Source organism: Hyunsoonleella pacifica (assembly GCF_004310335.1).
In the GTDB taxonomy this organism is placed as follows: domain Bacteria; phylum Bacteroidota; class Bacteroidia; order Flavobacteriales; family Flavobacteriaceae; genus Jejuia; species Jejuia pacifica.
The window spans coordinates 25,805-52,525 of the sequence record NZ_SIRS01000002.1 but is presented as its reverse complement, the minus strand read 5'-3'; the positions used below and the strand labels follow the sequence as shown (position 1 = coordinate 52,525).

The 26,721-nt window shown below is 32.7% G+C and carries 24 protein-coding genes; 13 read left to right on the top strand and 11 right to left on the bottom strand.

Annotation, left to right across the window (positions count from 1 at the left end; translation table 11 throughout):
* The 6 genes from EYD46_RS03640 to ychF all read right to left on the bottom strand — a co-directional run bounded on the left by EYD46_RS03640 (nt 1) and on the right by ychF (nt 8,376).
* A complete protein-coding gene (locus tag EYD46_RS03640; protein WP_130935711.1) occupies nt 1-1,017 on the bottom strand; it encodes an endonuclease/exonuclease/phosphatase family protein in 1,017 nt (338 codons plus the stop codon).
* Nucleotides 1,018-3,669, bottom strand: coding sequence for a DNA gyrase/topoisomerase IV subunit A (locus tag EYD46_RS03635; RefSeq protein ID WP_130935710.1), 2,652 nt, complete (start codon nt 3,667-3,669; stop codon nt 1,018-1,020).
* 34 nt (nt 3,670-3,703) lie between these two features.
* Complete coding sequence (locus EYD46_RS03630) at nt 3,704-5,560, bottom strand: DNA topoisomerase IV subunit B (protein ID WP_130935709.1); 1,857 nt, start codon at nt 5,558-5,560, stop codon at nt 3,704-3,706.
* Nucleotides 5,561-5,676: 116 nt separating this feature from the next.
* A complete protein-coding gene (locus tag EYD46_RS03625) occupies nt 5,677-6,582 on the bottom strand; it encodes a DMT family transporter (protein WP_130935708.1) in 906 nt (301 codons plus the stop codon).
* 109 nt (nt 6,583-6,691) lie between these two features.
* A complete protein-coding gene (locus EYD46_RS03620) occupies nt 6,692-7,198 on the bottom strand; it encodes an SRPBCC family protein (RefSeq protein ID WP_130935707.1) in 507 nt (168 codons plus the stop codon).
* Nucleotides 7,199-7,281: 83 nt separating this feature from the next.
* On the bottom strand, nt 7,282-8,376 hold the full coding sequence (gene ychF, locus EYD46_RS03615) for a redox-regulated ATPase YchF (protein WP_130935706.1): 1,095 nt from the start codon (nt 8,374-8,376) through the stop codon (nt 7,282-7,284).
* A 222-nt stretch (nt 8,377-8,598) separates the two neighbouring features.
* Here ychF and EYD46_RS03610 point away from each other — a divergent pair, with 222 nt between their 5' ends.
* Nucleotides 8,599-10,068: a carboxypeptidase-like regulatory domain-containing protein gene (locus tag EYD46_RS03610; protein WP_130935705.1), complete on the top strand. Its 1,470-nt coding sequence runs from the start codon at nt 8,599-8,601 to the stop codon at nt 10,066-10,068.
* 13 nt (nt 10,069-10,081) lie between these two features.
* Here the strand turns inward: EYD46_RS03610 and EYD46_RS03605 are convergent, their stop codons facing one another.
* Entirely contained in the window at nt 10,082-11,113 is a 1,032-nt protein-coding gene (locus EYD46_RS03605; protein WP_130935704.1) for an ATP-binding protein, read from the bottom strand.
* Between the two features lie 222 nt (nt 11,114-11,335).
* Here EYD46_RS03605 and EYD46_RS03600 point away from each other — a divergent pair, with 222 nt between their 5' ends.
* Nucleotides 11,336-11,728 carry a hypothetical protein gene (locus EYD46_RS03600; protein WP_130935703.1) on the top strand — a complete coding sequence of 131 codons (393 nt, stop codon included), beginning with the start codon at nt 11,336-11,338 and terminating at the stop codon, nt 11,726-11,728.
* A 128-nt stretch (nt 11,729-11,856) separates the two neighbouring features.
* Here EYD46_RS03600 and EYD46_RS03595 read toward each other — a convergent pair whose 3' ends face one another.
* Nucleotides 11,857-12,210 (bottom strand): 4Fe-4S dicluster domain-containing protein, encoded by a 354-nt coding sequence (locus EYD46_RS03595; RefSeq protein WP_130935702.1) that lies wholly within the window; start codon nt 12,208-12,210, stop codon nt 11,857-11,859.
* Between the two features lie 98 nt (nt 12,211-12,308).
* On the opposite strand from EYD46_RS03595, the gene EYD46_RS03590 reads away from it, so the two are divergent.
* The 9 genes from EYD46_RS03590 to EYD46_RS03550 all read left to right on the top strand — a co-directional run bounded on the left by EYD46_RS03590 (nt 12,309) and on the right by EYD46_RS03550 (nt 22,998).
* Nucleotides 12,309-13,367 carry an acyl-CoA reductase gene (locus EYD46_RS03590; RefSeq protein ID WP_130936224.1) on the top strand — a complete coding sequence of 353 codons (1,059 nt, stop codon included), beginning with the start codon at nt 12,309-12,311 and terminating at the stop codon, nt 13,365-13,367.
* Nucleotides 13,368-13,447: 80 nt separating this feature from the next.
* A complete protein-coding gene (gene serC, locus EYD46_RS03585) occupies nt 13,448-14,512 on the top strand; it encodes a 3-phosphoserine/phosphohydroxythreonine transaminase (RefSeq protein ID WP_130935701.1) in 1,065 nt (354 codons plus the stop codon).
* Between the two features lie 141 nt (nt 14,513-14,653).
* Entirely contained in the window at nt 14,654-15,604 is a 951-nt protein-coding gene (locus tag EYD46_RS03580; protein ID WP_130935700.1) for a D-2-hydroxyacid dehydrogenase, read from the top strand.
* 115 nt (nt 15,605-15,719) lie between these two features.
* Nucleotides 15,720-16,358 carry a DUF937 domain-containing protein gene (locus EYD46_RS03575; RefSeq protein ID WP_130935699.1) on the top strand — a complete coding sequence of 213 codons (639 nt, stop codon included), beginning with the start codon at nt 15,720-15,722 and terminating at the stop codon, nt 16,356-16,358.
* Between the two features lie 210 nt (nt 16,359-16,568).
* Nucleotides 16,569-17,012 (top strand): DUF6146 family protein, encoded by a 444-nt coding sequence (locus EYD46_RS03570; RefSeq protein WP_130935698.1) that lies wholly within the window; start codon nt 16,569-16,571, stop codon nt 17,010-17,012.
* 35 nt (nt 17,013-17,047) lie between these two features.
* The gene (locus EYD46_RS03565) at nt 17,048-17,350 is read left to right on the top strand and encodes a DUF6787 family protein (RefSeq protein WP_130935697.1); all 303 of its coding nucleotides are present in this window, start codon (nt 17,048-17,050) and stop codon (nt 17,348-17,350) included.
* Between the two features lie 381 nt (nt 17,351-17,731).
* Nucleotides 17,732-20,134, top strand: coding sequence for a TonB-dependent receptor (locus EYD46_RS03560; protein WP_130935696.1), 2,403 nt, complete (start codon nt 17,732-17,734; stop codon nt 20,132-20,134).
* Between the two features lie 55 nt (nt 20,135-20,189).
* A complete protein-coding gene (locus tag EYD46_RS03555; protein WP_130935695.1) occupies nt 20,190-20,765 on the top strand; it encodes a hypothetical protein in 576 nt (191 codons plus the stop codon).
* Between the two features lie 202 nt (nt 20,766-20,967).
* A complete protein-coding gene (locus tag EYD46_RS03550) occupies nt 20,968-22,998 on the top strand; it encodes a tetratricopeptide repeat-containing sensor histidine kinase (RefSeq protein WP_130935694.1) in 2,031 nt (676 codons plus the stop codon).
* A gap of 1 nt (nt 22,999) precedes the next feature.
* On the opposite strand, the gene EYD46_RS03545 is transcribed toward EYD46_RS03550, so the two are convergent.
* Entirely contained in the window at nt 23,000-23,266 is a 267-nt protein-coding gene (locus EYD46_RS03545) for a hypothetical protein (protein ID WP_130935693.1), read from the bottom strand.
* Nucleotides 23,267-23,311: 45 nt separating this feature from the next.
* Complete coding sequence (gene folE, locus EYD46_RS03540; protein ID WP_130935692.1) at nt 23,312-23,899, bottom strand: GTP cyclohydrolase I FolE; 588 nt, start codon at nt 23,897-23,899, stop codon at nt 23,312-23,314.
* A gap of 135 nt (nt 23,900-24,034) precedes the next feature.
* On the opposite strand from folE, the gene EYD46_RS03535 reads away from it, so the two are divergent.
* Nucleotides 24,035-24,697 carry an ABC transporter ATP-binding protein gene (locus EYD46_RS03535; protein ID WP_130935691.1) on the top strand — a complete coding sequence of 221 codons (663 nt, stop codon included), beginning with the start codon at nt 24,035-24,037 and terminating at the stop codon, nt 24,695-24,697.
* Here the strand turns inward: EYD46_RS03535 and EYD46_RS03530 are convergent.
* The gene (locus EYD46_RS03530; protein ID WP_130935690.1) at nt 24,687-25,862 is read right to left on the bottom strand and encodes an MFS transporter; all 1,176 of its coding nucleotides are present in this window, start codon (nt 25,860-25,862) and stop codon (nt 24,687-24,689) included. The genes EYD46_RS03535 and EYD46_RS03530 overlap by 11 nt on opposite strands.
* A gap of 92 nt (nt 25,863-25,954) precedes the next feature.
* On the opposite strand from EYD46_RS03530, the gene EYD46_RS03525 reads away from it, so the two are divergent.
* Complete coding sequence (locus EYD46_RS03525; protein WP_130936223.1) at nt 25,955-26,719, top strand: TIGR02757 family protein; 765 nt, start codon at nt 25,955-25,957, stop codon at nt 26,717-26,719.
* The last annotated feature ends 2 nt before the right edge of the window (nt 26,720-26,721 follow it).

Genomic DNA, 26,721 nt, shown 5'->3' with positions numbered 1-26,721 from the left:
TTATAGTTTTATTTCAGCCAAAACAGGTTCATGATCGGATAGGTTGATGTTAAAGTTTTTATGACTAACAACTTCAAAAGTTTCGTCTACTAAAATATGATCTATTTTAAAAGGGTAATTAAAAAGCTCGTATGTAGAGCCAAAACCATTACCTGCTTCAACAAATGTATCTTTCCGTAAGTCTTTTAAAATAAGATATGCAGGGGTATATTGCGTACAATTAAAATCACCTAAAATGACAACATCACCATTATAATCGGCAATATGTTTTTTAACAATTTTTGCTTGAGAAATTCTCGTTTTATCTGCTTGAGAAACTATCTTCAATAAAGGCATAAAACTTCTTACACTATTTATATTATGTTGCAAAGTGGTTCTATAAGATTCTAAATGTACATTATATACCCTAATTACTTTTTTCGAAATTTCAACATCTACAAACATAGTATTGTTAAGACTGTTAGCAAACTCTACATAACCTTTGTCTACAATAGGGTATTTTGAAAAAATTGCTAAAACTGATTTTTGATTTGGTATCATCAAATTAGTTTTTACCCAATAAGGATATTCATCAACAAACAGCTTAAACTTAATGGCTGAAAACTCTTGAAAACAAACAATATCTGGATTATTTTCCCTTATAAAATCTACAACGTTTTCATCACTGTAATTTTGATTTCCATGACTTGGCTTAAATCCATGTACATTATAGGACAATAGTGAGATAGAATTTTCCTGAGTTCTTTTAGTTATATTAAAGTTGAATTGAAAAAAAGAGTCAAAAAAGAAAAAAAATAATATCAGGGATGCTATATTAAAAAGTATAAGGCTTTTCCGTTTTAGCATAAAAAACACTAATTGGATAATATTGATAACTACCAGAACAGGCATAGCAATTGAAAAAACAAAAGACAAGTCCCATTCATAAATTATGGTTAAGACTCCTATAAACAATAAAGCAGGAAATAATAAGGTAAAGAAGTATCTTAGCCCTGTGTAAAAACCTAATTGTTTCACTTAAAACAGAGTTATCTGTCCTTCATCATCAATTTCCTCATTAGAATCTTCAGTACTATTATTATTTTCATTACCATCAGATTTAGCTGGTAATTCTTTTTCATCAACAACTTCTAATTCGTCAGCATGTACTTCCTCAGGGGCTTGATATGGTAATGACTCTAGCAAGTTAATTTGATTAACCTTGTATTTTGTTAATTGATTACCTTGTGCAGCAATTCCCTTTATATCAATAAACTCTTCTAGGTTTATCTCAAAATTTTCTCTCCTTTCTTTCCCGCGTTCTTTGGCAAAAACAACCTCAGCCATGGGTTTCCAATCCGTAGAAATAATTTCTAATTGAGAATCTGGATGATCTGAGATAAACGATTCGTCTTTACCTTCTTGTTCTATGAGAAAACGCTTTACGTAATACAATTCTTTTTCGCCATTATAATAAATTGCTGAAATTGGTTTTTTGGGCACCCACTTTTCTAACACAATCATATCACTATCAAAATGCATAGTAACTTCTGGCGTAACAGTTTTAACCATACCCGACTGACTAATAATTAGCAATTTATCTTCGCCTCTAAATTCTCCTATAAGTTCGCCTCTACCATCAACATTTATACGCTGTACTGTTTCATCAAACCATATCTTACGCGGTTTTAATGTAGAAACACCTTTTTCCTTAAGCTCTACACGTTTTACAGGATACTTAGTTACTAAATTACCTTTTGAAGCACGTCCCTTAATTAAAATATCTGCAAAATCAATATCCCATTTTAGCTTTTTGATACTTCCAGCTTGACGTAAATTGATCGAAACAATTTCAGCTTCTCCATTAGGGTTTGCAGAAAAATACAGTGTTACCGAACCTTTGCTGCCATTAGTTAAATCGTATTCTCTATCTCTGGTAATGCTAGTAACCGCAAAACGCTTAATATAAGATGGTCCTTTTCTACCATCTCTATATATCATATTATAAATTGTGCGCTTATCTTTCTTCTTAAATACAGCAACATGTATGATATCTTTCCCAACAAAAGTTTTAGAGTCAACTTTAGTTACCATCATTTTACCTTCTTTAGTAAAAACAATAATATCATCAATATCACTACAGTCACACACATATTCATTTCTACGTAAGGAAGTCCCAACGAAGCCTTCTTCACGATTTACATAGAGTTTGGTATTTCTAATTACTACTTTCGTAGCGTCTACATCATCAAAAGTTCTTATTTCTGTTTTACGCTCCCTACCCTCTCCATATTCTTTTTTAAGCCTTTGGAAATAAGCAATAGCATAGGCTATCAAATGCTCTAAATGATGTTTTACCTCAGCAATTTGTGCTTCTAAAGCATCTATCTTTTGCTGTGCTTTATCTATATCAAATTTAGAAATACGTTTAATTCGGATTTCCGTTAATCGTACAATATCATCTTCTGTAACCGCTCGTTTTAGATGCTTAATATGTGGTTGCAATCCTTTATCTATGGCAGAAATAACACCTTCCCAGGTTTCTTCTTCTTCAATATCACGATAAATTCTGTTTTCTATAAAAATACGTTCTAAGGAAGCAAAATGCCACTGCTCTTCAAGCTCACCAAGCTTAATTTCAAGTTCTTGTTTTAATAGCTGAACAGTATTATCTGTAGAACGTCTCAACATTTCAGAAACGCCAATAAATAATGGTCTGTTATCTTCTATAACACAACCTAAAGGAGAAATAGAAGACTCACAACTTGTAAATGCATAAAGTGCATCAATGGTTTTATCAGGAGATAAGCCTGATGGTAAATGCACTAATATTTCTACTTCGGCAGCAGTGTTATCTTCAATCTTTTTTACTTTGATTTTCCCTTTGTCATTGGCCTTTAAAATTGAATCTATTAAAGACGATGTTGTTGTACCAAAAGGCAATTCTGTAATTACTAGTGTATTTTTGTCTAATTGAGAAATCTTTGCTCGAACCCGAACTTTTCCTCCTCTGTTACCATCGTTATAATTTGAGAAATCTGCAATACCTGCAGTTGGAAAATCTGGCACAATTGTAAAACGTTTTCCTTGTAAATGCTTTACAGAAGCATCAATAAGTTCTATAAAATTATGCGGTAATATTTTAGTGGATAAACCTACAGCAATACCTTCTCCTCCTTGAGCTAGAAGCAATGGAAACATTACTGGTAAATTTACTGGCTCTTTTCTACGCCCATCATAACTCGCTTGCCATTCTGTAATTTTTGGATTATAAACAACATCTAACGCAAACTTAGATAGACGTGCTTCTATGTAACGTGAGGCAGCTGCACTGTCTCCTGTTAATATGTTACCCCAGTTTCCTTGGGTATCAATTAACAAATCTTTCTGCCCTATTTGCACCATGGCATCTGCAATACTGGCATCGCCATGTGGATGGTATTGCATGGTATGCCCAACAATGTTTGCTACTTTGTTATAACGCCCATCATCCAAATCCTTCATGGAATGCATAATACGGCGTTGCACAGGCTTAAAACCATCTTCAATAGCTGGTACGGCGCGTTCTAGAATAACATAAGATGCATAGTCTAAAAACCAATCTTTGTACATGCCCGTAACCCGGGTTATGGTCTCTTGAGGCTCGTCGTTTTGTCCGTTTGTAAGGTCGTCGTTTTCTTCTTCAATCATATATAATACTTCCTAAAATTCAGGAATACATCTCTTATTTTTCCTCAATTAAATCAAGTTCTACCTTTAAGTTATCAATGATAAACTCTTGTCGTGTTGGTGTATTTTTGCCCATGTAAAATGATAATAATTCTTCAATAGACATATTATCATCTAACATTACAGGATCCAAACGAATATCATCTCCTATAAAATGTTTAAACTCATCTGGAGAAATCTCACCTAATCCTTTAAACCTCGTAATTTCAGGCTTTGGCTTTAATTTTTCAATTGCTGCTCTTCGTTCCTCTTCGGAGTAGCAATAAATCGTTTCTTTTTTGTTTCTTACCCTAAACAAAGGGGTTTGTAATATATACAAATGCCCTTCCCTAATAACTTCTGGAAAAAACTGTAAGAAAAACGTAATTAGCAACAATCGTATATGCATACCATCTACATCGGCATCAGTAGCTATTACAACATTATTATAGCGTAAGTCTTCAAGTGATTCTTCTATATTTAATGCCGCTTGTAACAAATTAAACTCTTCATTCTCGTATACTATCTTTTTACTTAGTCCGTAGGAGTTTAGAGGCTTTCCTTTAAGGCTAAAAACCGCCTGAGTATTCACATCTCTAGATTTTGTAATACTTCCTGAAGCTGAATCTCCCTCTGTAATAAACAGTGTTGTCTCAAGGTTTCTTTCATTTTTAGTATCTCCAAAATGCACGCGACAATCCCTAAGTTTTTTATTATGCAGACTCGCTTTTTTTGCTCTGTCTCTTGCTAGCTTTCTTATGCCTGATAATTCTTTACGTTCCCGCTCTGCTTGAAGAATTTTACGCTGTAACTTCTCGGCTGTATCAGGGTTTTTATGAAAAAAGTTATCGAGATTGGTTTTTACAAAATCGTTTATATACGTCCTTACAGTAGGATAATTGCCTCCCATTTCGGTAGACCCCAATTTTGTTTTTGTTTGACTTTCAAAAACAGGTTCCATCACTTTAATGGCGATAGCACTAACTATGGATTTTCTAACATCTGAAGCATCATAATTTTTGCCATAAAACTCTCTTACCGTTTTTACAATAGCTTCTCTAAATGCATTTAAATGCGTTCCGCCTTGGGTAGTATTCTGTCCGTTTACAAAACTATTATATTCTTCGCTATACTGAGTTTTACTATGTGTTAGCGCTATTTCAATATCATCTCCTCTTAAATGAACAATTGGATATAATAAGTCTGTATCGCTAATTTTTTCAGCTAATAAATCCTTTAAACCATTTTCACTATAATATTTCTCACCGTTAAAAACTATGGTCAATCCAGGATTTAGATACACATAATTCTTCAGCATTTTCACTACATATTCACTTCGGAATTTATAGTTTTTAAAAATAGTTTCATCAGGAATAAACGACACTTTTGTTCCTTTGCGCCTAGTGGTATCGTCTAGTAATTCTTGGTTAGTTAGGTTTCCCTGTTCAAATTCTGCTGAAGCAGATTTCCCATCTCTATTAGATTCAACTCTAAAATAATTAGAAAGTGCATTAACTGCCTTAGTACCAACTCCATTTAATCCAACTGACTTTTTAAACGCTTTAGAATCGTACTTCCCGCCAGTATTCATTTTGGAAACCACATCAACAACTTTTCCTAAAGGGATTCCCCTACCATAATCACGAACAATAACTTTACTGCCCTGAATAGATATTTCAATAGTCTTACCTGCTCCCATGACAAATTCGTCAATAGAATTGTCTAAAACTTCTTTTAAAAGAATGTAAATACCATCATCTGGAGAAGACCCATCACCAAGTTTCCCAATATACATTCCTGGTCGCATACGAATATGCTCTTTCCAATCTAACGAACGTATATTATCCTCAGTGTATTTTGTTTCTTCAGCCATAAATTAGGGTACAATGTTGTGATAGCACGCTAATATAGCATAACATATCAAAATATAAAACCACTGCCAAACAAAGTAATTAACAATAAAAGGGAAATATTGTTGAGAACGTTTCCTTATGTAGAATTTGATTTTTTAAGAGATACCCATAATATACCAACTATAACTATTAAAGTGCCAAATAGTTGCAAAACCGTAAGTGTTTCTCCTAAAAAAATTGCAGCCAAAATAATAGTTGAAATAGGCCCAATACCTGCTGCTATTGCAAAGTTTGACGAACTAATGATCTTTATAGATTCCGACACTAAAAACGAAGGAATTACCGTAGCAAAAATTGCAATTAAGAACCCTATTACATATACTTCCCATGAAAAACTCCACAAATCGACTTCACTAATTATACTATAATGCACAAATACACAAATACAAGACACTAACATAGCATAAGCTGTAAATTTCATTACTCCAAATTTTGGTATCAACCAACCACTACCTACTAAATAGGAAGCATAAGTTAAAGCACTTAAAAAAATGAAAAAACCACCTGTTAGCGTTCCTTTTCCTGAGATGCTTAACTCATCCCCAAAAGCCACTGCAATGCCTAGATAGGTCAATGCTACGGCAATACTTTGAGTTTTAGTAATTTTTTGCTTCAAGAAAACCCTGTTGAGTAATAATACTAATGTTGGATACACAAACAAAATAATACGCTCTAAGCTAGCTTTGATATATAAAAGCCCAACAAAATCAAAATAACTAGCTAAATAATACCCTATAAATCCAAAAAATACCAACCAACCATAATCTTTTAGCTGTATATTGTATTCTTGCTTTTTGTTTTTAATCAAAAATGCAATAAAAATATAAAATGGAAAAGAAAACAGCATGCGAAGTAGTAAAATACTAATAGCATCAACATTGTATTGATACGCTAGTTTTACCATGACTGCTTTTGATGAAAATAAGACAATGCCTAAAACACCTATAGCTATTCCATACCAAAATGATTTGTTCTTTTGCATGGTACGAAAGTAAAAATATAGCTTCTTGTCTTGAGAGAATTATTATAATGAATTACGATATTCAAAACCTTAATTACAACAACCAGGATAGAGAGAAAAACAGAGTAATTTAAAGTACTACCATCTCTTTTTTAGCAGAGGCCTTAGAAGCTAATGTCTTTTTACATAAACGTTCTGCTTCTTGTTTTAAAATTTTATTTCTGGTTTTCAGAAGTTTAGACATATAGCGTTTTAAAAATAGAACATTTGCTAAGTGACCTAAAAGTCCGTGTGGAGATTCAAAATAAAGCTTATCAGTCATTAATGTGCCTCCATTAAATTTTCTAAAAAAATGCTCATGCCTAAGGGATTTAAAAGCACCCAATACCATTTCGCCAACAAAGAAATTTGGCTTATCAAATTCAATTATTTTTGAAGTTAAATGTTGTACAAAGCCTAAATGTTTAGCCTCCCAACTTACCCATTCCCCAAGCTCTATAAGGCCTGTAGTTTTACCTGATATTGGTATTTCACTTGTATGCTGTAGAGATTTTTTATGAATATCAATACTTCTAGCTAGATCAAAGCAAGTCTTGATATCACAATTTATGTGAGTTTTAATCTCTATTGAAGGCATTTGACAAGATTTGTATTAAATTTTGGTCTACAAATAAATAAAACCTTACAATATTAGTCAAAAATACACATTACACAAAAAAATTACACATTAAATAAGAAATGCATCACATCGCCGTCTTTAACAATGTAGTTTTTTCCCTCCACTCTCATCTTGCCAGCTTCTTTTACTTTTGCTTCACTTCCGTAGGATACATAATCATCGTAAGCGATAACTTCTGCACGTATAAATCCTTTTTCAAAATCGGTATGTATAACTCCGGCAGCTTGTGGTGCAGTGGCACCAATATCCACAGTCCAAGCACGTACTTCTTTAACACCCGCAGTAAAATAGGTTTGTTGATTTAATAACTTGTAAGCACCACGAATTAATTTAGCAGATCCAGGTTCTTCTAATCCAATATCTTGTAAAAATAGTTGACGCTCTTCATAATCGTCCAACTCATTAATATCAGCTTCTGTACCTACTGCTAAAACTAAAACCTCAGCATTTTCGTCCTTAACAGTTTCTTTTACTTGCTCAACATAACTGTTGCCAGAAACAGCAGCTCCTTCATCCACATTACACACATACATCACAGGCTTATCGGTTATAAATTGTAGCGGCTTTACAAAGTCCAGATAATCTTCATCACTAAATCCCAAAGCTCTTACCGAAGTTCCTGCCTCTAAACCTTCTTTTATTTTTAATAAAATAGCTTCTTCGGCCTGTGCTTCTTTATTTCCAGTTTTAGCGGCTCGTTTTACTTTATCCAATTTCTTCTCTGCAGTTTCTAAGTCTTTTAACTGCAACTCCATATCAATAGTTTCCTTATCTCTTATAGGATCTACACTACCATCCACATGCACAATATTATCGTTATCAAAACAACGCAAAACATGTAAAATAGCATCAGTCTCTCTAATGTTTCCTAAAAACTGATTTCCTAATCCTTCCCCTTTACTTGCGCCTTTTACCAATCCTGCAATGTCTACAATCTCTACTGTAGCAGGAATTACTTTTTCTGGATTTACCAAGCTTTCTAATTTTTCTAATCTAGGGTCTGGTACATTTACCACACCTATATTAGGTTCTATAGTACAAAACGGGAAGTTGGCACTTTGCGCCTTGGCATTTGATAAACAATTAAATAAAGTGGATTTTCCAACATTGGGTAAGCCTACGATACCTGCTTTCATAACTAATTTTATTTTGTTATTCCTGTGAGACAGGAATATTTAGCGAGTGCAAATGTAGACAATAAATAAGAAATTTTTCATCTTAAAACTTTAAGAATATTTAATAAAAACAACCTGCTTTGTTATAATTAAACGTTAAATAGGTTTTCTGCTTATATGTTATGCTGTAACAATACCTAACTTGCATCGTTTTATAAAAAACACATCAATCATCACATCAAAATGAAATCCATTTCTTTTATTCTTTTTGTATGCTACTGCGCAACACTTACATCACAAAACGTAACAGTAAAGCTTCTTGATGAGCATACAAAACAACCTATTGCTTACGCTAATATTAAAACAGGGGAATATACTGGTGTTATTTCTAACGACGAAGGTTTTTTTACAATATCCACGAAAAATGACACAAAACCCATTACCATTTCCTGTATGGGTTACGAAAACAAAACACTTACCATTAAAGAGATTAAAGCGCTTAATTATGTTATTGAACTCACAGAAGCCATTAACCAATTAGATGAAGTATTTATTAGCACAAAAGCTCCAAATGCAGATACTATTATTGCGAAAGTAAAAGCTAAACTTACTGATAATTACAACTTTAAACTACAGCAATACCATATTTTTAAACGCACTACAGATCGTGTGGATTTTAAAAGTTTAGAGTTTGAAATCGATAAAGCATCAAACGTCAAAAAGAAACAATTAGAAAGCGTAAACAACAGCTTAACGGCTTTGGGTAACCAAATAAAACAAAGCAATATGGTACAGTTTGCTGACTTTAAAGGCATAGTATTTACTTTAGATAAGGATAGCATTAAACTAAAGGTTGAAAAAGCTACAGAATTATTGGATGCCAAAAACAATTTCTCTATAGATAACGTTCAGGAGAAAATGCAAACCATTATTCTTACCTATTTAGACACCACAAAAACATATAAGTTAAAAACCGGACTCTTTAAAATTGAAGATTCTTTAGCTCTAAATGATAGTAATTTTAAAGATGATGATAAAAATGAATACAAGGTTTCCCATTTAAATAACGATACGAAATCACTTTTAAAACATGCCCAGTTTTACGATGCTGCTTTTTTAAACAAGATATTAGATAACAATTTATACGAATACAATGTTGAGGATGTGGGCTACAATAATGGAGAACTTACCTATGTAATTGCATTTATCCCAAGAAAAGGAAAAGCAAAATATACGGGTAAACTTTATATCGCAGAGGATACCTATGCCATAACCCGAGTAGATTATAGCTACTACAACAATAGACGCGGACAAAAGTTTAACCTAAAATTACTATTAGGCATAAAATACATTGAAAATGTGAGCGAAGGCACTTTAATTTTTGAAAAAGACAACACTAGTCTCTACCACCCAAAATATATTAAACGTGTGTCTGGTAGTTATTTTTATGTAAGCCGCCCTTTAAAATTTATAGAAAATAGTAGCGAACGCCATAAAGTAGCTTTTGAGTTTACGCTAGAAGGTAACAACAACACTAAAGAAGAATTGCTAATTACTACAACAAAAAAATTAACATTCTTAGATTTTCAGGCTGAACGACAAGTAGAAAAAACACCCGTTACTAAACTAAGCACTTACCAAAAAACAATTTGGGATAACGAAGGGGTTTTGGAACCTTCTTTGGAGATGAAGACGTTTGATAGTGGAGATTGAGATTTGGATGTGTTTATCTTTTTAGGATATGCTCTAACAGATTTTCTCGGGTTGTCCCAAGTTCTTTTTGCCTTTCCGCTGATAATATATTTTCTTTTTTACTCTCAAATAAACCAACAGGGTTGTTTGCTGTAATTGTACCACTAAAATCTAGCTTGTAATCTGATATTTTTAGTGGTGACTTTTTTCCTGCAAATGTGAGAATCAAATCCATTTTATAATTATGGTTATCTGCTAAATCCTCCATGTTAAATACTAGTCTTTGAGTATTTCTATCGGGAGCACCAAAATGGAGAATATCATTTAAATCTTTATGAACATACATATGTCCTTCCATTGTATAGTATTTTGCAAGTTGAGAATTTCGACTACCTGCAAAAATTGCTGGACCACACATTAACCTATAAGTCAGATTATATTCATTTTGGAGTTCAGAAAAATTAATCATTAGAATTGATATGTCAAGAAAAGCTTCTCCTGTTGGTAGATACCCAAATCTGTCAAGATTGATATAACCTTCAATATTTGGATAAGATATTTTTTTAAATAGTGCTTCAACTAGATAATGTGGAGCAGGTTTGGTTTGTCCGTCAAGTCTAGTCCAATATGTATTTTTAAATTGGTGCGGGCTATAGTTACTGATTTGAGTTTCAAAAGCGTATAAATAATTACCTTCTTGTTCAATAATATTAACGTTAATATTTACAGGTAGGGGAGTAATTGAATCAGATATTTTACTAATTAGAGAATCTTTTTCTTTGAGTTCAGTAACAAGGGAAAGCTTTCCTTGAAAAACAACTCTTTCTTCTACTTTTCGTCCTAGTGGAGCTCCCCAAATCAATATTCCACCATTCGAATTTAGAAATGCACAAATTCCTCTGATTACACCCTCTAGGTTTTTATTGAAATTACCAAAATCAGGATGAAAAGCTTTGAATTCAATCTTATCTGATTCTTCTTTCTCTTCTATAAAGAAATTTAAAATGTCCTCATATGTAAGGTCATTCAAATCTTTTCCGAAGTATTGTTGTGAGTAGTTGGTCATAATGCACTATAACGTGTAGATAAACAAATTTCGTATTTTCCTACTAAAAAAGCTATACATACGCACAAACAATTATCAATAATTATAAACAAAAAACCCAAGTTTTCACTGAATATCATAACAATCCATTATTTTATTCATAAAAAGTATAAATGTATTTTTTATAAACCATAAATGAATATTTCGTAATTTTACACGTAAATAAATAACAATATTTAAATTATGAGAAAGATAATTAGATTATTCGCAATAATTGCGATTTTTTGGAGCACTACAGCTATTAATGCACAAGAAAACACTGCATTAGATAACAGTGACTTTTATGCAGAAACTTTAAAGGAAATGCCTTCTTTAGATTTTAATGGCGATTATAAGTATTACAGTGAAACAGATGTATTAGGTAAAACAATCTCACAAAAAAAGAATAACACTATAGGATCACAGTTTTACAGAGATTTATATGAGGAAATGCCGTCTCTTAACTTTTTTGGAGAAGATAAATCCATATCGCCTTTAAACAAAACACAGGCATCTACATTAAAAAAAGATAAAGCAACAGAAAAAAAGACTTTTCTAGATGAATTGACAGAAGAGCTACCTTCTATACGGTTTTAAGTAGATGTGCGTTATTAACATAAAAAAGTCTCAAATACGCTATTAACGTAATTGAGACTTTTTTGGTACTTACAAAAAACCCCAAGCTTTCACTCAGGATTTTAATATATTTTACTGTCGATTATCGCCTACCCATCAGGATGCATAAACTTCTGTTTTGCTAAAAGCTCCTCTTCGGTTTCTACAACATCTTCATCAGGCACACAACAATCTACAGGACATACCGCCGCACATTGTGGCTCATCATGAAACCCTTTACATTCCGTACACTTATCTGGTACAATGTAATATAACTCATCGCTTACAGGCTCTTGGGCTTCATCAGCATCTACTTCTCTTCCATCAGTAAGTACTACTGTTCCCTCTAAACTGGTACCATCTTTATAGCGCCAATCGTCTGCTCCTTCATATATTGCTGTGTTTGGGCATTCTGGCTCGCAAGCACCACAGTTTATACATTCGTCTGTTATTATAATTGCCATAGTAATTTTTATTTTTTAAAATTCAAGAACTCTATATGAGTTTCATTAAATTTGCAGTCGCAAAAATAAAGCCAAAACCATTCATAACCAAATTAAGGATGCAATTACAAGATAGAATTAACGCTTTTGTAAAATTAGGAGATTTTATACGGCAATTTTCTAACACAAACATCCAAAAAGACAATAAAGTTGAACATAACGATCTATTCTTTGACGGTTTTAAACACCAATTAAAATTAGCCGAGGAACACAACGGGTGGTTTACCACCGAAAACTTGCGTTATGCTCTAAACTCTTGGGCTATAGCTTTAACACAAGAGCAACTTACTAAATGGCTACAACCTTATAAAATTTCAGGATTAACCCCTAAAACAGTTGCTGTAATAATGGCAGGAAACATTCCACTAGTGGGGTTTCATGATTTTTTAGCGGTGCTTATTACAGGACATCAGGTTTTGGTTAAACAGTCCTCTAACGACAAACATTTGTTACCGTTTTTAGCCAAGTATTTAGAATATGTGGCACCAGAGTTTAAAGGATACATAAATTTTACCGAAAAGAGACTTGAAAATTTTGATGCAGTAATTGCTACTGGTAGTAATAATACAGCAAGGTACTTTGAATATTACTTTAAAGACAAGCCATCTATTATAAGAAACAATAGAAATTCTGTAGCAGTTTTAACAGGAAATGAATCTAGCGAGGACTTAAAAAACCTTTCAGAAGATATTTTTAGATATTATGGTTTGGGCTGTAGAAATGTATCTAAACTTTTTGTGCCAAACGGCTATGATTTTAAGGCCTTTTTTGAAGCCATGTATCACTGGCACCCCATTATAGAAAAGGCAAAATATGCCAATAATTACGATTACAACAAAGCCGTGTATTTAATGAGTGAATTTGATATGCTAGAAAACGGTTTCTTCATGATTAAAGAAGACAAAAACTATGCATCTCCAATAGCTACAGTGTTTTATGAATATTATGACACCGCCGAAAGTATAAAAACAAAATTAATCCAAGATCAAGACCAAATACAATGTATAGTTGCTAACGGATGTATTAAAAATGAAGTGCCCTTTGGAGCTACCCAAAAGCCACAACTTTGGGATTATGCCGATAGTGTAGATTCTGTTAAATTTTTATTATCGATTTGACGAAAAAATTATTGATTTTTTAGTGAAAAATATTGAATTAATTACCAACTTTGCATCTTTAAATTTCACCACATAAAAAGATGAAAAAACACAACTTTAGCGCAGGACCAAGTATTTTACCCCCAGAAGTATTATTAAAAGCCTCACAAGCACTAGTAGATCTAGATGGAAGCGGATTATCTTTAATAGAGATATCCCACAGAAGCAAGGCTTTTGTTGATATTATGGAAAACGCTAGAGCTTTAGCTTTAGAACTTTTAGGTCTTGAAGGTAAAGGTTATAAAGCATTATTTCTGCAAGGTGGAGCAAGCACCCAATTTTTAATGGTTGCATTAAACCTTTTAGAAAAAAGAGCGGGATATTTAAACTCTGGTTCTTGGTCTGCAAAGGCAATTAAAGAAGCAAAAATTTACGATGACATATACGAAGTTGGCTCCTCTAAAGATGCCAACTACAACTACATACCAAAAGGTTACGAGATTCCAGAAGATTACGATTATTTTCACTGTACCTCAAACAACACTATTTATGGTACACAAATGAAAGAGTTTCCAAACTTACCAGTGCCAATGGTTTGCGATATGAGTAGTGATATTTTTTCAAGAGTTATTGATTTCTCTAAATTCGATATCATTTATGCTGGAGCTCAAAAAAATATGGGACCAGCTGGAACAACTCTAGTGGTTGTTAAAGAAGATGTTTTAGGAAAAGTATCTCGTAAAATTCCGTCAATGATGGATTATAAAGTACATATCGATAAAGGCAGTATGTTTAATACACCACCTGTTTTCGCTGTGTACACTTCTATGTTAACTTTAGAATGGTTAAAAGAGCAAGGCGGAATAGCTGCTATAGAAAAGGAAAACGAAAAGAAAGCACGCTTAATGTACTCTGAAGTAGACTTAAACCCATTGTTTAAAGGGTTTGCTGCAAAACAAGATCGTTCTATGATGAACGCCACATTTACGCTAGAAAATGAAAATTTAAAAGAAACGTTTGATACGATGTTGAAAGAAGCTGGCGTTAGTGCCGTAAATGGACATAGAAGTGTTGGTGGATACAGAGCATCTATGTACAATGCATTACCAATAGATAGTGTAAAAGTATTGGTTGAAGTAATGAGTGAATTAGAAAGTAAAGCTTAAAATCAGTGTACAGTAAGTAGTAACAGTTTTCAGTACTTACTCAAAATAAATTTGTGGATTCCTGCGAAAGTAGGAATCCACAAAACAAACAAAACTTAAAAAAGATTCCTGCCTTCGGGGGAATGACTAAAAAAACTAAAAATGAACGTATTAGCAAACGACGGAATTTCTCAAAGTGGTATTGATGCTCTAGAAAAAGCAGGATATAATGTAAGTACAACTACTGTAGCTCAAGAACAGTTAATAAACTACATCAACGAAAAAGATATTGCTGTACTTTTGGTACGCAGTGCTACCACAGTACGTAAAGATTTAATCGATGCTTGCTCTGGACTTAAAATTATTGGTCGTGGTGGTGTTGGTATGGATAATATAGATGTAGATTACGCTAGAGAAAAAGGACTTCATGTAATTAATACCCCAGCTGCTTCATCACATTCAGTTGCAGAATTAGTCTTTGGGCATTTATATGGGTTAGCACGTTTTCTTCATAATTCTAACAGAGAAATGCCGCTTGAAGGCGACAGTAACTTTAAAGGTTTAAAGAAAGCTTACGCAAAAGGAACAGAATTAAAAGGTAAAACCATAGGTGTACTTGGTTTTGGTCGTATAGGGCAAGCCACTGCAAAAGTAGCTTTAGGTGCAGGAATGAAAGTAGTAGCATTTGATCCGTTTTTAGAAAAAGCCAATTTAGAATTAGAGTTTTTCGATGGACAGAAAGTAAACTTTGACATCAAAACTATATCTAAAGAAGAGGTTTTAAAACAATCCGATTTCATTACACTACATGTACCTGCTCAAAAAGATTACGTAATAGATGAAGCAGAGTTTAACATCATGAAAGATGGTGTAATTCTAGCAAATGCAGCGCGTGGAGGTGTGGTAAACGAAGTAGCATTAGTAAAAGCTATTGAAAGCGGAAAAGTAGCCAGAGCTGCACTTGATGTTTTTGAAAAAGAGCCTAAGCCAGAAATTCAATTATTAATGAACTCTGCATTATCATTAACGCCACATACTGGTGCTGCAACAAATGAAGCACAAGATAGAATTGGTACAGAACTAGCGTCACAAATCATAAGTATTTTAGGATAGTCGTCTTTGATGTGACCTAATCATAAAATTTGAGTCCTAACTATAACAGTTAGGGCTTTTTTTGTACATTATGCCTCCTTACACAAAACATTACTAATTAAAAAAACATATTATCATGTCTGGAATTTTAGATTTATTAAACAGTGACCTTGGAAAAACTATTATTAATGGTGTTTCTGGATCTACAGGAACCGATCAAAATAAAACAAGTAGCGTACTTACAATGGCGTTGCCTGTATTAATGAAAGCAATGCAACGCAATGCATCAACGCCACAAGGAGCAGAAGGATTAATGGGTGCTCTTAGCGGAAAGCATGACGGAAGCATTTTAGACAATCTAGGCGGTTTATTTGGTGGCGGTGTAGATGAAAATGTGAAAACCGATGGAGATAAAATTCTTGGACATGTTTTAGGTGCTAAAAGACAAGGTGTTGAACAAGTTATCGGACAAAAATCTGGACTTGATGCAGGCTCTGTTGGAAACATCCTAAAAGTTGCTGCACCTTTATTAATGGGTATGCTAGGAAAACAAACACGCCAAAACAATGTAAGTTCAGCTAACGGCTTAGGAGATATGCTTGGAGGGTTGCTAGGTGGTAGTTCAGCAAAACAAGAGCAAAGCTTTCTGGAATCTATATTAGATGCAGACGGGGATGGTAGTGTAGTAGATGATGTTGCCGGGATGTTATTAGGTGGTAGTAAAAAGTCAAGTGGTGGTATAGGTGGCTTACTTGGTGGCCTTTTTGGAAAATAAAATGTATTTGAACATACTTCTTAAAATGCCAAATCGAAAGATTTGGCATTTTTAATTAGTAACTAATGATAAATCATAAAATGTTAAGGAATGATTTTTGTATTTTTAGATAAAAAGCTATTTCACTAAACAAAAGGCTACTAACACTCATTCATACTTTTTTAATAGTGTACCCTAGCTATATATTTGAGATATAAAAACATAGATATCATGAAAAACAGTATTTACTTATTACTCATAGTTGCAAGTATTTTCTTTTTTAACTGCAATACTTCAAAAAAGCCTGTTTCAAAAAAAAATGAAAAACAAATTGCAACTACTCAAAATGATACCATACGAATTGCCAATGATGAGTTGGAATATGAAATCATCATCATCGATCCTGGATTTAATTTTTGGTTAGCATCTAATGCAAGACAAAGAGGATTCTATTCTCAACAATACATAGAAAACCGGAATAGAATATATGTTATTGAATGGAATCAACGTGTAATGCAACCACAACGTTTTAATCCTCAATTATACGAACTTCAAATAGATTATCAACAAAATATAGATTATGGATACGAAGTAAATTACATGTTATATAACTACTTTATTTACTTTCAATTGAAATATAATCAAAGATTAGGGCCTTTTGTACCACGAATTTAATTTCGTTTTCATAATTTTGCAACCAAATTGCAATTTTGAAGAAATTAAAAGAACGTTGGGGAATTGAATCCAATACACAAATCGTTTTGATATTGATTGTATTTGCGGTAACAGGTTCTACTGCTTCTTATATAGGCAAACCCATACTTGCTTTTTTTAATATTACCCCAGAAACATTCACAACATTTGGCTACTGGATTATTAGAATACTAATCCTTTTCGTGATGTACCAGTTTCTGCTAGTGTTTTTTGGCTGGATATTTGGTCAGTTTAAATTCTTTTGGAATTTTGAAAAGAAGATGCTTACTAGACTTGGGTTTAAACAATTTACAGAGTAATTGGAGGTAAATAGAAAACATATTGCCTTTAGAATAATATCTACTTTAATTGTGGTAACATTATTGTTTCCTACAATTATAAAACTCGTACATACTCTAGAAGAGCATCACGAACACACTTTTTGTGAAAAAAGAGATAGTGCCAATTTACATGAATGCGAAATTGATTGCCCTATCTTTAAATACAATCTTCAACAGTATTATATAAAATCTTCAAACTATAATGTAGATTTTTGCTTTAGTGATAATTTTGAGATTCCTTCTCTAGGATATCATTTCTTTAATAATTATCGCGTTTTATCCTTTTCTCTACGCGGTCCCCCTGCCCTAGTTTAATTCCCCTATTTAAACTAAAAACAATTACGATAAAAACATAACACAATGAAGCTCAATTTATTGATTGTGGTAATGTGTATTTTCAGCACTGTCCATACTCAAAATTGTAACTATACATTTATTGGCGAGGTAATAGATTTTCATGACAACACTCCAATGTCTGGTGCTACCGTGCACATAGAAACTCTAAATCGTTACACCGTGGCAGATATTAATGGGAAGTTTTCTATTAAAGACCTTTGTAATGGGAAACTAATACTTGTTATCTCTCATATTGGGTGTGAAACAAAACGTGTAGAGATACATATTATTGGCGATTCGTATGAAAAGATATTGATGGAGCACCATACAGAAGAGCTTGATGAAGTTTCAGTGAAATCTAATGCCGTTGCAAAGACCACAATTACTGGGCAAGAAACCGTTATTAAATCAGAAACACTAACACGGTATTCAAGCCTAAGCTTAGGCGATGCTTTGAAGGAAGTACCTGGTGTATCCTCAATAAATACTGGAAATACCATTGTAAAGCCTATTATTAACGGTATGCATAGTAGTAGAGTAATGATTCTCAACAATGGCGTACGTTTACAAGACCAAGAATGGGGTATTGAGCATGCTCCTAATATTGATATAAATAGTGCCAATCAAATTTCGGTAATTAAGGGTGCTGGAGCCTTAGCTTACGGTGGTGATGCTATAGGAGGTGTTGTGGTAATAAATCCTAGTAGAGCGCTAAGAAAAGACACACTTTATGGACGTACTATTTCTAGTTGGCAATCCAATGGATTAGGTTATAATACATCTTCAACCTTAAACAAAAATTACAAATCTGGGTGGTTTGCCCAAGTTCAAGGATCAATAAAGGGAAATGGTGATTTTAAAGCAGCAGATTATAATCTTACCAATACTGGTTCTCAATCTAAAGGTTTTACTGCTAGGTTTGGAAAAAATAAGTTTCAATCGGGGTTTGAAGCATATTATAGTTATTTGGATAATGAAATCGGAATCTTAAGATCTGCACATATTGGTAGTATAAAAAGTTTAGCGAACTCTATTAATGCCGCAAGACCACTGTTTGTAGAAGACTTTAGCTACAATATTAGCCAACCCAAACAAGAGGTAAGTCACCATCTTTTTAAGGCATCCTATTACAAACGATTTAAGAACTTTGGTAAAGTAGATGTGCAATACGACTATCAGAACAATCATCGATTTGAATTTGATATAAGAAGAGGCGGAAGGAGTATAAAACCAGCTATCGATTTACAATTACAAACGCACACCATATCGCTTAATGCAAAAAAAGACAATAATTTAGAACGTAAATACAGTTTTGGACTTTTAGCAAGGTATCAAGATCATTTTGCGAATCCTGATACAGGAGTGCGACGATTGATACCAGATTATGACAAATACGATTTTGGAGGCTATTTAGCTACAGAATGGAAGCTTAATGATCGTTTTATAGTAGATGCTGGTTTACGATATGACTTTAGTAGAATAGATGCAAAAAAATTCTACAGAACGTCTGCATGGGAAGATCGTGGGTACGACATCGAATTTCCAGAACTAGTAATTGAAGTTTTAAGAAATCAAGTACTTACTGATCCGACTTTTGATTACCATAATATTTCTGGCGCCTTAGGTGTTAAGTATAATTTCAATGCTAATAATTACTTTTTGGGAAATTATACGCGCTCCAGTAGAGCACCAAACCCTTCTGAATTGTTTAGTGATGGCTTACATCATTCTGCAGCAAGAATAGAAATAGGAGACCTTCGTATAGACAGTGAGCGTTCTAACCGGATTTCTGGGACTTATGGTTATGTGAGCTCAAAACTGAATTTTCAGTTGGAATCTTATTATAATCAAATCAATAATTTTATATATATAGTTCCTAGCCCACTAGGCATCGTTCCTTTAATTAGAGGACCATTTCCTATTTGGGAATATATACAAACAGATGCTTGGTTTTTTGGTATAGATATGAATTTAAACTATCAAATAGCTGCGCAATGGAATGCAAGCCATAAATCATCTTTTATTAAAGCCTATGATAAGATAGCAGATTTGCCATTAATTGACATTCCTCCATTTACCACTTTAAATAGCATTACATACTCCAATAAAAACTGGCATAAATTTAACGCTAGTTTAAACTCAGAATGGGCATTTGAGCAAAATGAATTTCCTTATGAATTTAATTATACTGTACCTATAGCCAATGAGGATGATATCGATGTTGATCTTAGTCCACCTCCTGGATATCATTTAATGCATTTTCAAAGTGAAATAACATTACCCGTTTTCAAACAATCTAGTTTAAATATTCGGTTTAGTGTCGATAATATATTTAATAAGAGCTACAGAAATTATTTAAACCGTTTACGATTTTTTGCCGACGATTTGGGAAGAAATTTTAGACTACAATTACAATTAAATTATTAATTATAAATTTTTAAATACAATTACTATGAACATCAATTTTTTAAACATTAAAACTATGAAAACAATTAAATTTTATGCTATGACAGTAATGGCAATAGCTATGTTAGCATCATGTTCAGATGATGACGATACCCCAGAGGTAGTTGAAGAAGAAGAGGCTATAACAAGAATAGTGCTCACTTTCATAAATCAAGCTGATGCTAATGATACTGTTGTATTAACTTGGGATGACACAAACGGAGATGAAGAAGTTGATGACAATGAAAAAACTGTTGTAGGCGAATTTACCGCAAATGGAACTTATGATGCTGAAATTGGATTATTTAATGAAGATGAAGATTTTCTTGATGAAGATATCTTAGCAGATCAGGCAGGAATAGATGCTCACTTTTTCGTTTATGCTTCTACTCTAGACTTTACCTCAATGATGAGAGCTAGTGACGATTATACCAGAACAGACAACAACAAACTAGGTGTAAAAACTGTTTGGACTGCTGGTGCTGCTGGAACAGGTAGTATCTCAATTGAATTACACCATGAGTCTCCAAATGTTGATGATAGTACTGGTTTTGGTACAGCAGCAGGAGATGATACAGATATTGATATCTCATTTAATGCTGAAATTCAGTAATCACAAATTATTTATTAAATAAAAAATCCCTTTCAAAAATGAAAGGGATTTTTTTGTGTTTCATTTTTAAAACCCAACTTTTTTTATAAAACACTAAATTGCAAATCCATAACCATATCATTTTATAGTGTTAAAGAAGTATTGTCTTTTTGTTATTTGTGTGTTTAAACTGTGTAACACTAATGCACAAAACCATGAATTCTTGAAAACACTTGATAGTATTCAAGAATTAAGAAAGCTATCCAAAAACCAAAATTTAGATACAAGTACTAGATTTTTTTATGCTAAAACTGCCAATGAGATTTCAGAAAAGACCAAAGTAGATTCTACTATTCTACTATCAAACAAAAATTTAGCTGTATTATATTTTGTGAGCGATAGTCTAAAGGCAGGAAGAAACATTAGCCATAAAACCTTAAAGATGGCCAAAAAATTAAACGACTCAACCAATATTGGATACTGCCAACACCTAATTGGGTGGAGTTATCTTATTGAAGATAAAGAAATTGATAGTTCATACATATTCTTTCGCAGAAGCATTAAAACTCTCAGAAAAACAGATGCTGCAAAATCCCTATCAGATGCATTAACTAGTTTAGCGTATTTGCAATACTTTAACTGCGATTATTCCAGTAGTGTTTCCAATCTATTGAGTGCGTCTAATATTTTACAAAAACTCCCTAAAGATGATATTGTAAATTCACAACTAACTAATCTATATATTACTTTAGCTTTGAATTCAAATGCGTTAAAAGATTTTAATAAGGCTGTAGAATATTATCAAAAAGCATTAGAAACAAACAAAAAAGTACGAAATTCTAAAAAAATACTACAAGTAAAAAGTAATTACAACCTAAAAGATTCCCATTACCTTGATATAAAAATTAATCTAGCAGAAGTTTACAAAGAAAAACAAGATTATGTATCTGCTATTGGCATCTATAAGGAGTTATTAAATGAAAACAGCATTTACAATAGCAAAAAACTATTAAACAATGACCCTTTATCATATATAGCTATATTAAACAATCTAGCTTACAATAAGTTTTTATCCAAAAACTATGATAAAAAAAGTATCTCACAATTGTTTAGCAAAGCTTATCAGCTTGCAGATAGTCTCAATGTTTCTTATATGATTGCAGCTTCCGGTAATGATATATCAGAATTCTATGCTTCAACTAATAAAAAAGACTCTGCTAAAACACTTGCCAAACGTTCTTATGTAATAGGAAAACAAATAAAAGATTATAAAGAGATTTCTAGAGCTCTACTCATGTTGTCTAAACTAGAAACTGGAGAAAAAGGCAAAGAATACCTTTACGAACTTATTAAATTAAACGATAGTCTTTTAGATGTTGAAAGAAATACTAGAGATAAATTTGCCAGAATTAAATTTGAAACAGACGAATATATTCATGAAAATAAAAAGTTAGCTACTCAAAACATACTAATTGTTATTATTGGATTAATAGTTATATTAATTATGATGTTAATACATATGGTTAGAATACAAATAGCAAAAAACGAAAAACTTAAACTAGAAGGAGAACAACAAAAAGTGAATGAGGATATCTATAGACTAATGTTACGTCAACAATCTAAAATAGAAGAAGGCATATTACAAGAACGTTTTAGAATCTCTGAGGAACTTCACGATGGTGTTATTAATAAACTTGTTGGTTCTAGATTAGGTATAGAATTTTTATCATTTGAAGAAACAGAAGATGTAAAGAAAAAATACAGCTTCTATATTAAAGAAATACAAAAAGCTGAGAAAGATATAAGAGATCTGTCTCACGGTCTTAGAAATACTAAACTTGATAACGACAAAGATTTTATGATGTTACTAAAAAGTTATCTTACCGAACAAAATAAAATTTATGATATAAATTGCCAAATACACCAAGAAAATCAGATAGAATGGCCTGAAATAAATGACCAAATAAAGATTAACTTGTTTAGGGTATTACAGGAAGCAATGCATAATATTATGAAACACGCCAAAGCCAACTTGGTAAATGTTAATTTCTCATGTAAACTGGGAGAGATTTATATGACAATTACAGATAACGGTTCTGGTTTCGATACCGAAACTAATGATAATACAGGAATTGGACTAAAAAATATAGCCGCCAGAGTGTCTAAACTAGGTGGAAAATTTATGATAGATTCAAAATTAAAACAAGGCACCATACTAACTGTTATAGTCCCAATAGAAAATAAGGGGTTATAATTTACACCTTAATAATGGTTTCTTTGCTTTTAAACACATAACTGTACAGCCACATTAAAGTAAATGTAGGTATCACATCTAACCCTGGTAGTGCCTCTTCAATAAAAGACACAGCCGCAGCAATTTTTCCTGTTCTACCTTTGTATAATTTTGTCATTATATAAGCAGAAAGTGGGGCCCAAGCTATATCAAAAGGTGGGAAAATAAACGAAATATACCCACAAGCATCCAATACTAAGCTTAAGGCTAATTTTTTGTATTTATTCATTCAATAATTAATTTAATAAACTGAAAGCAAGAAACATACCAAAATTTACTTCCCTATTAGTTTTAAAAATTCATTACGTGTTTCAATTTTTTCAAACTGTCCTCTAAAACCCGATGTTGTAGTTATAGAGTTCTGCTTTTGTACACCACGCATCATCATACACATGTGAGACGCTTCTATAACTACAGCTACACCTTGGGGCTTTAAGGTATCATTAATACAATCTAAAATTTGTTCTGTTAAGCGCTCTTGTACTTGTAATCGTCTTGCATAAACATCTACTATTCTTGGTAATTTGCTCAAGCCTACAATATACCCATTAGGTATATAAGCAATATGTACTTTACCAAAAAACGGCAAAATATGATGTTCGCAAAGTGAATACAATTCAATATCTTTTACAATTACCATTTCGTTATAAGATTCCTTGAACATAGCCCCCTTTAATATTGCAATAGGGTCTTGATCGTATCCTTGAGTTAAAAATTGCATTGCTTTTGCTGCACGCTCAGGGGTTTTTACTAAGCCTTCTCGTTCAGTATCCTCACCTAAATCCTCTATAATACTTTTGTATCTTGCCTTAACATCTTCAGTTACCTTAAGATTATATTCCTCTAAGTTCTTATATGCCATTTTAATTTTTTTGAGCTAAGGTAGCTCGTGCTTTATGCAATTTATAGTATTAATGCCTAAAATCATAAAAGAAATAAAACAAAATTGTGCAACACATTCTAAAATGGTAAATTCACACCTGTTATTTTATTTTGAATGATTACAGCAAAAAACATACATAAATATTACGGCGATTTAGAAGTACTCAAAGGCGTAGATATTGAAGTGGAAAAAGGAGAAATCGTTTCTATTGTTGGGGCATCTGGTGCTGGAAAAACAACCTTATTACAAATTTTAGGCACATTAGACAGAGCTTCTAAGACTAAAGATTTTAACCTACAAATTAATAATATTGAAGTAAAAGGCTTAAACGATAAAGCGCTTGCTAAATTTAGAAATGAACATATTGGTTTTATTTTTCAATTTCATCAATTGCTACCAGAATTTACTGCTCTAGAAAATATTTGTTTACCAGCATTCATTAAAGGCACAAAAAAAAGCGAAGCTGAAACTCGCGCCAAGGAATTACTAGACTTTTTAGGATTATCGCATCGTTACAATCATAAACCAAATGAGTTATCTGGAGGGGAACAACAACGCGTTGCTGTTGCTAGAGCTTTGATTAATAAACCAGATTTAATTTTTGCAGATGAACCATCAGGTAATTTAGATAGTGAATCGGCTGAACACCTCCATAATCTATTTTTTAAATTGAGAGATGAGTTTGGGCAAACGTTTGTAATTGTTACCCATAACGAAGAACTTGCAGATATGGCAGATAGAAAATTAGTAATGGTAGATGGTAATATTAAGGTTTAGCATAAGACTTGTAAAGTCCAATCAAGCCTATTATGGGACCAATAGCCAAAACCATAAAAAGAAACCTTACTTCTACAGTATTTTGAAGAGTATTTAGCAATTGAATACTTAATATAGTAATTGCAAAACCAATAGAGTTCACAATAGTTAAAGCAGTTCCTTTTGATGTGTTTGGTACATTTTGAGCCACTAATGTTGAAAACAAAGGTGAGTCTGCAATAACTACCATACCCCAAAATACAAGAAAACAAAGAAACACTATTTTAGACGCTACCATAAAAATTAATGGAGACATTAAACAACATATAGCTGATAAAGACAAACCTATGATCGCAACTTTTTTAGGAGTAAATCTTTGAGATAGATAACCTGAAAGTACACAGCTTATAGCACCTGATGCAATAATAATAAAACTATATAAAGGCACATTAAATTGAATATCTTCATGAAAGTTTATATAACCATGTAAAACTATAGGAACAAATGCCCAAAATGCATAAAGCTCCCACATGTGCCCAAAGTAGCCAAAAGCAGCAGTTCTAAAATCTCTAATTTTAAAGACACTGTAAAATAAGCTAATATTAAACTTTTCAAGTTTAGCTTTGTATGGTCCATCACCTACAAAAAACATAATCATACTACCTCCAATAAAAGCAATACCCGAAGTAAGGTAAACAATAGCTGTCCATGATATGCTTTGGTTGTAAAAATTTAAAAGATGAGGAAATGCAGTACCCAGAACCAAAGCACCTACCAAAAACCCAAGTGATTTCCCAAGTCCTTCTTTAAAATAATCTGAAGCTATCTTCATACCTACTGGATAAATACCTGCTAAGAAAAACCCTGTACCCAAACGGATAAAAAACAAACTTTGTAAGGTATTAGTTTCTAGTATGGTTAAGGAATTTAATAATGCAGCTATTAAAGCACAAACAAAAAATACTTTTGATGGCGAAAACCTATCCGCTACAGTCAAAATAGCAAATACAAAAGTACCTATGATAAATCCAAATTGAACTGCTGAGGTTAAATGTGCTAGTGCAGAATCTTCAAGTCCAAAATTTGATATTAAATCGGCAATAATAGCATTACCTGCAAACCATAACGATGTACAACAAAACTGAGAGAAAACAATAATAGAAAGAATATAGTTTTTATTAGGCATTAATGCATATTAGTTATTAAAACGTTAAGTCTACTTTTTGTTTAGCTAATTACAAGTATTTTTGCTGAACTACGAAAATTAATATGAAAAAATTGCCAAAGGCTGAATTGAAAGAATTTCTAGATGCTAAAACTATTCAATATAACAACATTACGTTTATTGAAAGCGATCCTATACAAATACCGCATTTGTTTTCTAAAAAAGAAGATATTGAAATCTCTGGTTTTTTAACAGCCACCATAGCATGGGGCAATAGAAAAAGTATCATAAACAATGCGAAGCGGTTGATAGAATTATTAGATAATACCCCTTATGATTTTATACTAAACCACAAAGACACAGATTTAGAAAAATTACAACCTTTTGTACATCGTACATTTAATGGAACGGATTGTATTCAATTTATAAAGTCATTACAGTATATTTATAAAAATCATGGTGGGCTAGAAACACTATTTGCGCTACATGCCGAAACAAACTCCTTACAAAAGGCTATTTCAAAATTTAAATCCACTTTTTTCGAAATTGAACATTTGCAAAGAACACAGAAACATGTAAGTGATCCGTTAAAAAATTCAGCAGCCAAACGTATCAATATGTTTTTACGGTGGATGGTAAGGCAAGATAATGCTGGTGTTGATTTTGGAATTTGGGAACGCCTCTCCCCAAGCCAATTGTCATGTCCTTTAGATGTACATTCAGGAAACGTAGCCAGGAAATTAGGTTTATTAAAACGTAAGCAAAATGACGCCAAGGCATTAGCTGAACTTGATAAAAGCCTAAGAACATTAGACGCTAAAGATCCTGTGAAATATGATTTTGCATTGTTTGGACTTGGAGTTTTTGAAAAATTTTAACA

Excerpts from the sequence above, each read along its gene's own strand:
- EYD46_RS03560 (WP_130935696.1), top strand. The coding sequence starts at position 17,732 with ATGAAGCTCAATTTATTGATTGTGGTAATGTGTATTTTCAGCACTGTC.
- EYD46_RS03545 (WP_130935693.1), bottom strand. The coding sequence starts at position 23,266 with ATGAATAAATACAAAAAATTAGCCTTAAGCTTAGTATTGGATGCTTGT.
- EYD46_RS03575 (WP_130935699.1), top strand. The coding sequence starts at position 15,720 with ATGTCTGGAATTTTAGATTTATTAAACAGTGACCTTGGAAAAACTATT.
- EYD46_RS03635 (WP_130935710.1), bottom strand. The coding sequence starts at position 3,669 with ATGATTGAAGAAGAAAACGACGACCTTACAAACGGACAAAACGACGAG.
- EYD46_RS03625 (WP_130935708.1), bottom strand. The coding sequence starts at position 6,582 with ATGCAAAAGAACAAATCATTTTGGTATGGAATAGCTATAGGTGTTTTA.
- folE (WP_130935692.1), bottom strand. The coding sequence starts at position 23,899 with ATGGCATATAAGAACTTAGAGGAATATAATCTTAAGGTAACTGAAGAT.
- EYD46_RS03555 (WP_130935695.1), top strand. The coding sequence starts at position 20,190 with ATGAAAACAATTAAATTTTATGCTATGACAGTAATGGCAATAGCTATG.
- EYD46_RS03610 (WP_130935705.1), top strand. The coding sequence starts at position 8,599 with ATGAAATCCATTTCTTTTATTCTTTTTGTATGCTACTGCGCAACACTT.
- EYD46_RS03620 (WP_130935707.1), bottom strand. The coding sequence starts at position 7,198 with ATGCCTTCAATAGAGATTAAAACTCACATAAATTGTGATATCAAGACT.
- EYD46_RS03595 (WP_130935702.1), bottom strand. The coding sequence starts at position 12,210 with ATGGCAATTATAATAACAGACGAATGTATAAACTGTGGTGCTTGCGAG.
- EYD46_RS03535 (WP_130935691.1), top strand. The coding sequence starts at position 24,035 with ATGATTACAGCAAAAAACATACATAAATATTACGGCGATTTAGAAGTA.
- ychF (WP_130935706.1), bottom strand. The coding sequence starts at position 8,376 with ATGAAAGCAGGTATCGTAGGCTTACCCAATGTTGGAAAATCCACTTTA.
- EYD46_RS03530 (WP_130935690.1), bottom strand. The coding sequence starts at position 25,862 with ATGCCTAATAAAAACTATATTCTTTCTATTATTGTTTTCTCTCAGTTT.
- EYD46_RS03580 (WP_130935700.1), top strand. The coding sequence starts at position 14,654 with ATGAACGTATTAGCAAACGACGGAATTTCTCAAAGTGGTATTGATGCT.
- EYD46_RS03630 (WP_130935709.1), bottom strand. The coding sequence starts at position 5,560 with ATGGCTGAAGAAACAAAATACACTGAGGATAATATACGTTCGTTAGAT.
- EYD46_RS03600 (WP_130935703.1), top strand. The coding sequence starts at position 11,336 with ATGAGAAAGATAATTAGATTATTCGCAATAATTGCGATTTTTTGGAGC.
- EYD46_RS03605 (WP_130935704.1), bottom strand. The coding sequence starts at position 11,113 with ATGACCAACTACTCACAACAATACTTCGGAAAAGATTTGAATGACCTT.
- EYD46_RS03590 (WP_130936224.1), top strand. The coding sequence starts at position 12,309 with ATGCAATTACAAGATAGAATTAACGCTTTTGTAAAATTAGGAGATTTT.
- EYD46_RS03570 (WP_130935698.1), top strand. The coding sequence starts at position 16,569 with ATGAAAAACAGTATTTACTTATTACTCATAGTTGCAAGTATTTTCTTT.
- serC (WP_130935701.1), top strand. The coding sequence starts at position 13,448 with ATGAAAAAACACAACTTTAGCGCAGGACCAAGTATTTTACCCCCAGAA.